At 42.8% G+C, this 12299-nt stretch carries 10 protein-coding genes; 8 read left to right on the top strand and 2 right to left on the bottom strand.

Annotated features, from left to right (window positions below; translation table 11 throughout):
- Nucleotides 1–76 precede the first annotated feature (76 nt).
- Nucleotides 77–1360, bottom strand: a complete 1284-nt coding sequence (locus ACOSVQ_RS20300; protein WP_491984245.1) for an MFS transporter — start codon at nt 1358–1360, stop codon at nt 77–79.
- Nucleotides 1361–1733: 373 nt separating this feature from the next.
- Between ACOSVQ_RS20300 and ACOSVQ_RS20295 the strand changes: the two genes are divergently transcribed.
- The 6 genes from ACOSVQ_RS20295 to ACOSVQ_RS20270 all read left to right on the top strand — a co-directional run bounded on the left by ACOSVQ_RS20295 (nt 1734) and on the right by ACOSVQ_RS20270 (nt 7962).
- Complete coding sequence (locus tag ACOSVQ_RS20295; protein ID WP_491984244.1) at nt 1734–2147, top strand: tripartite tricarboxylate transporter TctB family protein; 414 nt, start codon at nt 1734–1736, stop codon at nt 2145–2147.
- Nucleotides 2148–2187: 40 nt separating this feature from the next.
- Entirely contained in the window at nt 2188–3699 is a 1512-nt protein-coding gene (locus tag ACOSVQ_RS20290) for a tripartite tricarboxylate transporter permease (RefSeq protein WP_491984243.1), read from the top strand.
- A 15-nt stretch (nt 3700–3714) separates the two neighbouring features.
- Nucleotides 3715–5055, top strand: coding sequence for an enolase C-terminal domain-like protein (locus tag ACOSVQ_RS20285; RefSeq protein WP_491984242.1), 1341 nt, complete (start codon nt 3715–3717; stop codon nt 5053–5055).
- A gap of 21 nt (nt 5056–5076) precedes the next feature.
- Nucleotides 5077–5850: a 2-dehydro-3-deoxyglucarate aldolase gene (gene garL / locus ACOSVQ_RS20280; protein WP_042481436.1), complete on the top strand. Its 774-nt coding sequence runs from the start codon at nt 5077–5079 to the stop codon at nt 5848–5850.
- A gap of 18 nt (nt 5851–5868) precedes the next feature.
- On the top strand, nt 5869–6753 hold the full coding sequence (gene garR / locus ACOSVQ_RS20275) for a 2-hydroxy-3-oxopropionate reductase (protein WP_491984241.1): 885 nt from the start codon (nt 5869–5871) through the stop codon (nt 6751–6753).
- Between the two features lie 63 nt (nt 6754–6816).
- On the top strand, nt 6817–7962 hold the full coding sequence (locus ACOSVQ_RS20270; RefSeq protein WP_491984240.1) for a glycerate kinase: 1146 nt from the start codon (nt 6817–6819) through the stop codon (nt 7960–7962).
- Here ACOSVQ_RS20270 and ACOSVQ_RS20265 read toward each other — a convergent pair.
- The gene (locus tag ACOSVQ_RS20265; protein ID WP_491984239.1) at nt 7957–9057 is read right to left on the bottom strand and encodes a CdaR family transcriptional regulator; all 1101 of its coding nucleotides are present in this window, start codon (nt 9055–9057) and stop codon (nt 7957–7959) included. The genes ACOSVQ_RS20270 and ACOSVQ_RS20265 overlap by 6 nt on opposite strands.
- Nucleotides 9058–9319: 262 nt before the next feature.
- Between ACOSVQ_RS20265 and ACOSVQ_RS20260 the strand changes: the two genes are divergently transcribed.
- Nucleotides 9320–10162: a DUF6279 family lipoprotein gene (locus ACOSVQ_RS20260; RefSeq protein ID WP_491984238.1), complete on the top strand. Its 843-nt coding sequence runs from the start codon at nt 9320–9322 to the stop codon at nt 10160–10162.
- Between the two features lie 206 nt (nt 10163–10368).
- Entirely contained in the window at nt 10369–12111 is a 1743-nt protein-coding gene (locus ACOSVQ_RS20255; protein WP_491984237.1) for a methyl-accepting chemotaxis protein, read from the top strand.
- Nucleotides 12112–12299 lie beyond the last annotated feature (188 nt).

The following is a 12299-nucleotide window of genomic DNA, read 5'->3' as shown; positions in this document are numbered from 1 at the left end:
ATGCAGGTGGATTTTTACATGGTAAGAAAACCAATTGGCAAGCAAGAAGCACACTAACTTGAATCTATCTATGGGATTAACTGACCGAATAACCCTTTGCCTTAGAGCAAGCTGGGTATTCAATTTTATCCAAATCCCCCACAAACCAGACGAAGCAAGCGATAGCAATCAGTGCATGTAAACCAGTAATGTACACCGCCATATCGAAAAGCCCAGTCATATCAATTAGGTAGGCGATGATAACGGGAGTGATAATGCCAGAAAGATTTCCCGCAGTATTGAAAATACCGCCGCACAAGCCATAAAGAGGCTTTGGCGCGATATCCGCTACGATGGTCCAGCCTAGCGAACTGAATCCTTTACCGAAAAATGCAAATGACATAAACACCACAATCAATACTGGTGAATCGGTGAAAAGCGAAAAGAGCATGAAAGTTGAGAACATCATACCCACGATGATGGGCAGTTTACGTGCCTTCGCAATTGAAAAGCCAAGTTTAACCATACGATCAGAGACTAACCCTGCACAGAGGTTACCAAAGAAGCCAAATAATGCTGGTATGGAAGCCATTATTCCCACACTTACTAAAGACATACCTTTTACTTCAATAAGATAGAGAGGAAACCAAGTTAGGAAGAAAAAGGTAATTGCGTTCATGCAGTATTGTCCAAGACAAACACCTAACATAGTTCTGTTGGTCAAAAGGAAAGTGATCCGTTCACGTACACTCGATTGCTCAACGTTGGCGCTCGCTGTTTTCACAGCTAGGTGCTGATCTAAATAATCCAGTTCTGATTGCGAAATAAAAGGGTGGTCTTTTGGGCTATGCAGCCAATACTTCAAAACTATCCCTAGTAACAATGCTGCTGACCCAAGGTAGAGAAAGTTAAACTGCCACCCTTGATGGTAGGTTACCCAAGCGATGATGGGGGAACAGACAAAAATCGACAGATATTGTGAAGATGCAAATATCGCAGAGGCGAAAGATATTTCATGTTTTGGAAACCAACCGGAAACGATTCGGCTGTTAGCTGGAAAAATAGGCGCTTCAAATAATCCTGCTAATAAACGAAATACTATTAGGGCAGGGAAAATGAAGAATGAGTTTGGAATAAACGTAACGAAGAATGTGCCTAAGCTGACTACTGACCAGAATATTAAGAAACAGAGATATAGATATTTTGTTTTAATTTTGTCCAATAGCAGGCCGCAAGGTATCTGAAATAGTACATAGGTCACAGAAAATGAGGAAAACAAATAACCAAGCTGAACAGTTGAGAGTTCTAAATCCTTACTTAAGTCACCACCTGATATCGATAATATCGATCTCCCACCAAAGAAAATGGTGGTGACTAGCATAAGCAAAAATACAACAGAGTATCTAACGGATATCGATTTCATATAAGCCACATTAAATAGAGTTTTCCCTATTTTATGTGAAGAGATGTTTGTCCGCTTATGAGCAGCAAGGCTTTGTGATGTGTTGGATTACATTTGTACAAATCTCCAAAAACCGGTGTTAAAGGTAATAGGCTTTTTGTTTAATTATTTAATCGTTTAAAAACAATAACTTAACAGCATTGTATTGCGGTCACACTGGCTTGTTTGTTTGTACAAAAAAAACAGTCAACTTACTTGTTTTTTTGTACAAATGAATAAAGCGAAGCTAAACGCTATCCTCCATACTATTCACATCCAAAGTTCTTAAATTACCCTACATAAGGAAAATGCTATGCTAAATGTGAGTATCGATTTTGCAGAATCGCATTGGTTTTTTCCCAAGATAGTGATCACGTGTATCCTTGTTTTATTCGCGATTATCTTGGTGAAAGAAAGAAAAACAATTGCGAAAAGCGTTGCTGGTTTTTCAATGAAATCAATTCTGAATCATGAAAACTACAAAGCGTACCTATTTTTGGCGTTGATCAGTGTTTATATCTTGGTGATGGAAGCTTTAGGTGAAGCATTTCCAAATACAGGGTATGCATTTTTAATTACAACTATTCCTTTTCTGTTCTGTATCCCTTTACTAATCGAAAAAGAAATCAACAAAAGAAAAATTATATATATAACCATTAACTCGGTTGTATCTCCAGTAATTGCCTGGGTAGTGTTAGGTCAAATTTTTGGAATTACACTTCCTTAAAATTTTTATTTGAAACAAAAACTTGAATGTGGAACTTCTTATGGAAATATTGTCACATTTGTCTATTAATATGTTTTTCTTAAGTTCGATTGGCGTATTAATAGGTATTATTTTCGGTGCCATTCCGGGTATGACAGCAACACTTGCTGTAGCGGTTTGTCTACCTTTAACTTATTCACTTGGCTTAACTGACGGTTTAGCTCTACTACTTGGTCTTTATGTTGGTGGTATATCTGGTGGTTTGGTACCAGCGGTACTGATCAATATTCCGGGTACACCTTCTTCTATTACCACCACTTTTGATGGCTATCCGATGGCCCAGAAAGGTCAGGGTGAAAGCGCATTGAAAATTGCTGTTGCGTCTTCACTTTTCGGTGGTTTATTTAGTGCAATCGTTCTTTATTTCTTTGCTCCGTTCCTTGCGAACTTTGCAATTAAATTCTCTACTGTTGAAAAATTCCTGCTTATTTTCTTGGCTCTGACGGTTATCTCGTCTCTGTCTAAAAACATGTTGATGGGTATTTTCAGTGGTCTGTTAGGTGTATTAGTTGCTTTAATTGGTGCTTACGATATCTCTGTTGGTGGTAACGGCGAATACCGCTTAATGCCACAAGCGTTTGAAGACCAATTAAGTTTCGGTTTCTCGCTACTGCCAGTACTTATTGGTATGTTCGGTCTGTCTTCTATTATCGTTGCTTGTTTAAATAAGAAGTCTGACGATGATGTAACGAGCGACATGATCAAGTTGGATTCGAAACAAAAGTTCAACTGGTCTGTATTTAAAGGTCAATTCTTCAACCTAATTCGTTCTTCTTCAATTGGTACATTCGTTGGTCTGCTTCCAGGTATCGGTGGTAGTGCGGCGTCAGTGCTTGCTTATACACAGCAAAAGAACATTTCTAAAAACCCTGACCAAATGGGTAAAGGTGCACCTGAGGGCATCATTACCTCTGAATCAGCAAACAACGGCCTTACAGGTGGTGCGTTAATTCCGCTTCTATCACTGGGTATCCCTGGAGACTCAACAACAGCGGTTCTGATTGGTGCATTTACACTGCAAGGTATTCAGGTTGGTCCATTGTTCATCAATGAAAACCTAGAAACTTGGGATTTCATGATCATCTCATTGTTCTTCGCTAACTTTGTGATGTTCGCAATCATGTTCTTCGCTATCCGCTACGTTGCGAAGGTAGTACTGATTCCTAAATACATTCTGTATCCAATCATCGTGATGATGTGTGTTATCGGCGCATACGCAATCAACTACGGCGTGATGTTCGATGTATGGACACTAGTGTTGTTCGGCATCTTTGGTGTGTTGGCTTCGAAGATTGGATTGGAAGTGGTGCCATTCATCATTGGCTTCATCTTGGGTAAATCGGCAGAAGTGTACTTCGTGAAGAGTATCGAGTCTTACGGTGATCTATCTATCTTCGTTACTAAGAGCCCAATTGCGATGTTCTTGTGGGTAATCATTCTGGCTTCAGTTGGATATACGATTCGCTCGGCATTCAAATCAAGCAAAAACAAAAAAGTAAGTAAAACTGCGTAACGTACGGTGAATGTGATGAGTCCTGCGAAGTTTATGCCAATGGTCGAGAGTATGACGGTAATCCCTGTTGCAGGGTATGACAGCATGCTACTGAATCTAAGTGGTGCACATGCCCCTTACTTCACTCGCAACATTGTGATTTTGCAGGACAACTTGGGCAACACCGGATTAGGTGAAGTACCGGGTGGTGAGAACATTCGCAAAACGTTAGAGGACGCACGTGGGTTTGTGGTTGGCCGCAGTATCGGTGAATACAAAAACATCATGAACGAAGTCCGAAATGCGTTCTCAGAACGCGACGCAGCGGGTCGTGGTTTACAGACATTCGATTTGCGAACCACGATTCATGCAGTAGCAGCAATTGAGTCAGCAATGCTCGACCTTTTAGGGCAAGCGCTAAACGTTCCGGTAGCCGCGCTGCTTGGAGAAGGTCAGCAACGCGATAAAGTCGAAATGTTGGGTTACCTATTTTTTGTTGGTGACCGTAACAACACGGATCTGCCATATCAAAGTCAGCCTAATGACAGTTGTGATTGGTACCGTATTCGTCACGAAGAAGCATTAACGTCGGACGGTATTGTTCGCTTAGCGGAAGCGGCGTTCGACAAATATGGGTTTAGTAATTTTAAGCTGAAGGGCGGTGTTTTCCGCCCTGATGAGGAAGCTGATGCAATCTGCGCATTAGCAAGTCGATTCCCAGATACACGAGTGACGATCGATCCGAATGGCTCTTGGTCTTTGCAGGAAGCCATTCGAATCGGGAAAGGTTTGAGAAATGTGTTGGCGTACGCCGAAGACCCATGTGGGGCTGAACCTGGATATTCAGGGCGCGAGACGATGGCTGAGTTTCGTCGCGCAACGGGTATCCCAACAGCAACTAACATGGTGGCGACGGATTGGCGTGAATTTGGACATTCGATTTCGCTGCGAGCGGTCGACATTCCATTGGCTGATCCGCATTTTTGGACGATGGAAGGCTCAGTGCGCGTTGCGCAGTTGTGCCACGAATGGGGGCTGATGTGGGGCTCTCACTCGAACAACCATTTTGATATTTCCTTGGCGATGTTTACGCAAGTTGCCGCCGCCGCACCCGGAGAGATCACTGCCTTAGATACACATTGGATCTGGCAGGAAGGTAATCAACGTTTAACAAAAGAGCCATTGAAGATTCAAGGTGGCTTTATCACGGTGCCGGACAAACCTGGTTTGGGTATCGAAATCGACATGGCTCAAGTGGAAAAAGCGCATGAGCTTTACAAGAACATGGGGTTAGGGGGACGCGATGATTCCATCGGTATGCAGTACCTTGTCCCTAACTGGAAATTCGACAACAAAAGACCGTGCTTGGTTCGATAAGCGCAGGTAGAGGAAAGTTACATGAATGAAAACATTTATCCAAATCACTTTAGACGCGCGATGATCAATCAAGAAAAACGCATTGGTTGTTGGAGTGCTTTAGCGAGCCCAATTACCACTGAGATCCTTGGTTTAGCGGGTTTTGACTTCATCCTTCTGGATGGCGAGCACGCTCCGAACGACGTGCAAACCTTCATCCCACAGCTAATGGCATTGAAAGACAGCCGTAGCGTGCCAGTAGTTCGTCCACCAGTGAATGACCCAATCGTACTTAAACGTTTATTGGATATCGGTTTCTACAACTTCATCGTTCCTTTTGTTGAAACCAAAGAACAAGCAGAACTTGCAGTTGCGTCTACTCGTTATCCGCCAGAAGGCATTCGTGGCGTATCTGTTGGTCACCGTAGCAATGCGTACGGCACGATTACCGATTACTTCAAAAACATCAACGAGAACATCTGTGTTGTGGTTCAAATCGAAAGCCAAGAAGGCTTAGACAACCTTGACGATATTCTAGCGGTAAAAGGTTTGGATGGTGTGTTTGTTGGGCCAAGTGACTTGGCAGCCGCGTTGGGTCATTTAGGCAATGCAAGTCACCCAGATGTGCAAGCAGCGATTAAGACCGTATTTGAAAAAGCGCAAGCGGTTGGTAAATCAGTCGGTATTTTGGCTCCAGTTCAAGCAGACGCAGAGCGTTACCTTGAGTGGGGCGCGAACCTAGTCGCAGTTGGTAGTGACCTAGGTGTGTTTAAAGCAGCGACACAGGCATTGTGTCAAAAATTTTTAAGTGAATAAGGGCGAAGAGGAATAGTTATGAAAATCGGATTTATTGGCCTAGGCATCATGGGCAAACCAATGAGTAAAAACCTACTTAAAGCGGGTTATTCATTAGTTGTACTAGACCGCAACCAAGTAGCGGTTAAAGAGCTAACAGATGCTGGCGCGGTATCAGCGACTTCGCCTAAAGCAGTGGCAGAGCAGTGTGATGTTGTAATCACTATGCTTCCTAACTCACCACACGTAAAAGAAGTAGCGTTAGGTGAAAACGGCTTAGCAGACGGTGCAAAACCAGGTCTTGTATTTATCGACATGAGTTCAATTGCTCCTTTAGCTAGCCAAGAAATCGCAAAAGGTTTAGCTGAGAAAGGCGTTCTAATGCTTGATGCGCCAGTGAGTGGCGGTGAACCAAAAGCTATCGACGGCACTCTTTCTGTCATGGTTGGTGGCGACAAAGCAGTATTTGATAAGTACTACGATGTAATGAAAGCGATGGCTGGCTCAGTGGTTCACACTGGTGATATCGGTGCAGGCAACGTAACTAAACTTGCAAACCAAGTAATCGTGGCACTGAACATCGCAGCAATGTCTGAGGCTCTTTCTCTTGCGACGAAAGCGGGTGTAAACCCTGAATTAGTTTACCAAGCAATTCGTGGCGGCCTAGCGGGCAGTACTGTTTTAGACGCTAAAGCACCAATGGTACTTAACCGCAACTTCGAACCAGGTTTCCGTATCGACCTTCACATTAAAGACCTTGCAAACGCGTTAGACACTTCTCACGGTGTGGGCGCACAACTTCCTCTTACTGCACAAGTAATGGAAATGATGCAAGCGCTTAAAGCTGACGGTCTTGAAACGAAAGACCACAGTGCACTTGCTCTGCACTATGAAAAACTAGCTAAGGTAACTATCCAAAGCTAATGGTCTAGCAGCAGGTTTGTAGGGAACCTGCTGCTTCCTTTTTTTATCGAGTGGTGTCTATTGATGAAGATTGTAATCGCACCTGATTCGTACAAAGAGAGCTTAAGCGCGATTGAAGTCGCTGACGCTATCGAGTCAGGATTTAGACAAGTATTTCCCAATTATCAGTATGTGAAATGTCCAGTTGCAGACGGTGGCGAAGGTTCAGTTGAAGCCTTAGTCGACGCGTCAGGCGGTGAGATGGTGCACACTGATGTAATAGGTCCATTGGGCGACCATCACGAAGCATTCTATGGTATTTCCGGCGATAAAAAGACCGCGTTTATTGAAATGGCAGCAGCCAGCGGTATTGAACTGATTGCTCCTGAACATCGAGACCCTTATACAGCGACCACTTTTGGTACAGGACAGCTCATCGACCACGCCTTAAATCAAGGTATTCGCCATATGATTATCTGCATAGGTGGCAGCGCCACGAATGATGCAGGTTGTGGAATGATGCAAGCATTGGGCGTGTCGTTCAAAGATGCACAAGGCGACGAGCTTGTTTACGGTGGCTTAGCACTTGAGACACTGGCTCATATTGATGCGAGTAATCTTGATAAACGTTTGAGTGAATGTCATATCGAAGTCGCTTGTGATGTCACCAACCCTCTAACTGGTTTAAATGGCGCTTCTCATATCTATGGTCCGCAAAAAGGAGCAACACCTGAAATGGTAAAGCGTCTTGATGCTGCGTTAGCTAACTTTGCCAAAGTAGTTGAGCAAGACCTAGGAAAACAAGTAGATCATATTCCTGGCGCTGGTGCGGCAGGGGGTATGGGTGCAGCATTCTATGCATTTTTAGATGCAGACCTTCGTCCAGGCATCGACATCATGACTCATGCTGTTGGCTTGGAAGAGATGGTAAAAGATGCAAACTTAGTGATCACTGGTGAAGGTCGTTTAGACAGTCAAAGTGTTAACGGTAAAGTACCTGTGGGTGTGGCAAGAATTGCCAAACATTACCAGTTACCTGTGATTGCGATTGCAGGAGCGCTGGGTGATGAGATCGATGAGGTTTATCAGCACGGTATTGATTGCGCCTTTGACTCTGTCTATAAAATCACCACTTTTGATGAGATTAAGAAAGAAGCAAAAGCAAATGTTACCCGCAGTGCGTTTAACATTGCCTCTGCAATCCAAGTTGGTCAAAGTTTAACGTTATAAAATCAAACTAAAATACAAACGGCACATATCTCTAAAGTTGTGCAAATCAATATTGCAAATTTCTTCCACCCGTTTCATGCGATATCTAAGGGTGTTGGGGTGAACATAGAGAACGTTGGATGTTTTCTTAATGTCACAGCTGTTTTCAAACCAACACAAAATTGTATGGATCAGTGTCGGATCAGCCAGCTCTAACTGTTGAACGTGAGTAGAAAGCTTATCTCGTTGCCAGCGAGATAAGCTGCTCTCAAACAGAGCAGGGAGTTCATATTGAGCGAACGGATAAAACTTCGCTTCCGGATTCAAACGTTGTCCTGCTTTCATCGTCGCCATTGCGCTTTCAAATGCGTAATGAAGATTCTGTGGTTGGCTATAAATAGCACCAATTGAGCAATGGAAATCCACTTTAAGTGATTCGGCTAAATAGCCAGTAATGCTCTGCCAGTCATCAATGACGGTTTCACCGCTTTTCTCTTTCTCTGTCACATTGAGCAGCACTAAGTTTGTTTTGTAAGAGTATTCGGCTTTGAGTCGTTTACGTGACCACTGATTGAGTACACGAACCACTTCTTTTTGATCACCAGAGTTACCAACTTCAATCACACAAATAGCATGATGATTGAAAATATCGACTTTTAACTGCGCAGCCATATTGGTGATGTGTTCTTGTGATGCATTCGGGTCGATACACTCAAGCAGAAGCTCTTCAAGTTTGCGTTCGCTCCAGCGTGTCATTTCCATCATGGAGGTGTATTCAACGACCATTTCAGCAGCCATCTTCACCATTTCACCAAACGGACGCACTTCTTCTAACGGGCCTGAAATACCGATAACACCAATTGGTTCTTGATTAAAGATAATTGGCAGGTTTACACCCGGCTTAACATGGGGAAACTCTGGCAACATGCCTTCAGATATTTCGATAGGTTTCAGCTCACTCAATGCCAGTACTGCGCCACCGTGTTTTTGGTATTTACGGGCAGGGTTGGTCGACGCAATGATAATGCCTGTCTCATCCATAACGTTGAGAGGATATTTAATGATTTTTTGCGCTCGATCGACAATACGTTGTGCTAATTGTTCATGTAACTGCATATATTCACTTGTGGCTTTTCGTTCGCTGCATCAAAGGCGGATACGTTGTTGAAACGTACGTCCTATGAGTGGGATAACCGACAATAATACTGTACAAAAGTGGTAGTAACTGAGATCTCAATCGCACCGAGGGATTGGCAGCTATGTAATTGAGTGAATTCACATCTGGTTGTATAGCCGTAAGGTTTAGAGGCTGCAACGTCTTAAGACTGCTATGTTTTAGTGATACATATTAAGTGCAGGGAGCAAAAGGAACGTAGGTATGAAGAGATGGATAACGCTATTGATGATATCGGTACTGCTTGCTGGCTGCGGTACCAAATTTGTTTACCATCATATTGATTGGTTTGTGCTTGAATATCTGGACGACTACGTGACTTTAACCGATCAACAAGAGAGTTTGGTCAAAACACAAATCCATGCCCTTAGCCAGTGGCATCAAAGTGAAGAGTTAAACAACTACATCGTGCAATTTGACGAGTTGTTGGAAATCAATCCCAAAACACTCACTTTGGAACAACTTCAACAGCACAGAGATTGGATTTATCAACATTATCAAAGCTTAGTTACTCGTATATTTCCAAGTATCTTTCCTCTTGCCAGCGACCTATCTGACAAACAGGTAGAAGAATTTATGCAAGCAATGGCTAAGCGCCACCAAAAGTATTCAGACAAATATGCAGGTTTGAATGAAAACGAAACTCGAGCCAAATACCAAGAACGTATTACTGAGCGGATGGAGCAGTGGCTAGGTGACTTAAATAGTGAGCAACAGCAGTTAGTGACTCAATGGGCAAAGTCGTTGCAAATTACCACGGACGATTGGATTGCATTTCAAACTGGTCAGCGCGAAGAAATAAAACGATTGCTTGATGAACGCGCAGATGAGTCTGTATTCAATCAGCAGCTGCACAAATTGCTTTATGAGCAAGAGGGCTTTTACAGCCCTGTATTCAAGGCAAAACTGAATTACAACGAACAAAAATCGAATGAATATATTCTCAGTATTGTTCATCTCTCCACACCTAAGCAGATTCAACATTTCAGAGAGACGGTCTATGAATGGCGTAGCCTTGCGAGTGATTTGCATTCCATAGACAGCTAACTCGTTCTTTACACTTACCGCCTGTTCGACGATAAATAGCTACCAATTTGTTATATTTCTCAGAATTATGCATTGAGAATATTATTAATTAATATTCTCAATTGGTGTTACAATCGTTTTGCAAATGTAACAACAAGTAAGCTTGTGGTCAGCCAAATCAAGTCTATTCAAACGCTGATCATTTTGTAGTAGGGATACTGAAATACATGAAAACCTTTTCTTTTAAAAACAAGATAATCGCGTTGATCGCTAGCATCATTGCGGTCACCATTTTCGTTTCGTATATGAGCGTGAACCATTTTATCAGTGGTTACATCTATGAATCGAATACAGCGAGAATTAATCACAACATCGAGTTAGTCACCGCTCAGCTAGAACGAGAACTACAAGAAAAACTGGCACTGACTAAAAGTCTAAACTTCAGCATGATGGATATTGCAGAGACCAAAGAATCAACCGGTTTTGCTAGTATCGTGTTGGTGGCAAACGGCTATGCTTTTGATGATACAGCTAACTCATTAGATGATGAGCAAACAGAAACATACCTCAAACTTGCTGAACAACTTAGCGAAGAGCCAACCATGAGTGGTGTGGAGATGGTAGATGGAAAGCCAACCGTCAACATCGCGCTGAAAAAATTTGATGGTTCAGCGAACTTCTTCACAATGGACATCAGCAAGCTTAAAGATGTCATCAAAGCGTATTCATTGCCGGGCAGTTACATGGAGCTGATATCGGCAAACCAAATCACCATTTTCTCTGATAAAGCGAGTGATAACGTCATTCCTGTTTCAAAGCAGTTCACGATTGATGGTCAAACATGGTCACTGAATGGCTATATCGACCTTGATAATATCCAAGCTAACACAGATAAACTGAACTGGAAGATTACCCTAGCACTGCTTGTCTCAGCTGCAATTATTATTGCTTTGAGTGTTGCTATGCTGCACTTTGCGTTTAAGCCGTTACTACGTCTTAAAGAGTTGGTTGCTGACTTATCCCAAGGTAATGGCGATTTAACTCAACGCTTGAGCGTAGCTTCTCAAGATGAAATCGGTCAGATTTCAACATCAATTAACCGCTTTATCGAACAGCTTCAAGGCATGTTTATCGAAGTGTCTAGCTCATCATCGAAAATTGATTTGGCTGTAAGTAATCTAAGTAACCAGTCTGAATCAAATATTCAGATGTTAAATGCGCATACCATAGAAACCGAGCAGGTAATCACTGCTATTGATGAAATGAGTGCAACAGCCGGCTCGATTGCGCAAAGCGCAGCAGACGCCGCTAAACTAACTGAGCTTACTAATACTTACGCCGATGAATCGAAACAGACGGTAAACCAAGCGGTAAGCAGCGTGACCGAGTTGGAATCTGATGTAGCGGAAATGGCGAATACCATCAGCGCTATGAATCAGGACACAAAACAAATAAGTACAGTACTTCAGGTGATTGGTGACATTGCAGAGCAGACGAACCTACTGGCATTGAACGCAGCGATTGAAGCGGCGCGTGCTGGTGAACAAGGCCGTGGTTTTGCGGTTGTTGCGGACGAGGTTCGTGCTTTGGCGGCGCGAACTCAACAAAGCACGGCGCAAATCAATGAGATGCTTTCTAAGCTCAATAACACCTCTGAAAATGTAGTGAGCAAGATGGAAACTACTCGTAGAAGTTGTGAAGCAACTTCGCAAAGCACGCATAAGGTAATGGAATCTCTCAACACGGTTACTGCATCTGTGGTTGAAATTAATGACCTGAACACATTAATGGCAACCTCAGCAGAGCAGCAAAGCCATGTGACGGAAGAAGTCAGCCGTAATATGGCGACGATCCAAGAACTGATTGGTCAGCTGAATAACAGTGCTTCACAAACGGACACGATTAGCCAAGAGTTGAGAGGTACTTCAACGGATCTCTCCGAAGTAGTGAATCAATTCAAAGTTAACTGAACCTAACGTTTATTAGATTTCGATAATAAGAGCACCGATTGGTGCTCTTTTTTTGGGCCTCATATCAGCTTTGATGAGCGAAGTAATGCTTTTCATCTGATGATTGTTAAAATATTGCCTGCTTAAAATGAAACGCCGTGTTAGAAAAATTAGTCAATTTAGCTCAAAAACATGACCAAAGTCTCATT

The organism is Vibrio sp. HM8-C, assembly GCF_058630515.1.
This window is presented reverse-complemented; position numbering and strand designations above follow the sequence as displayed.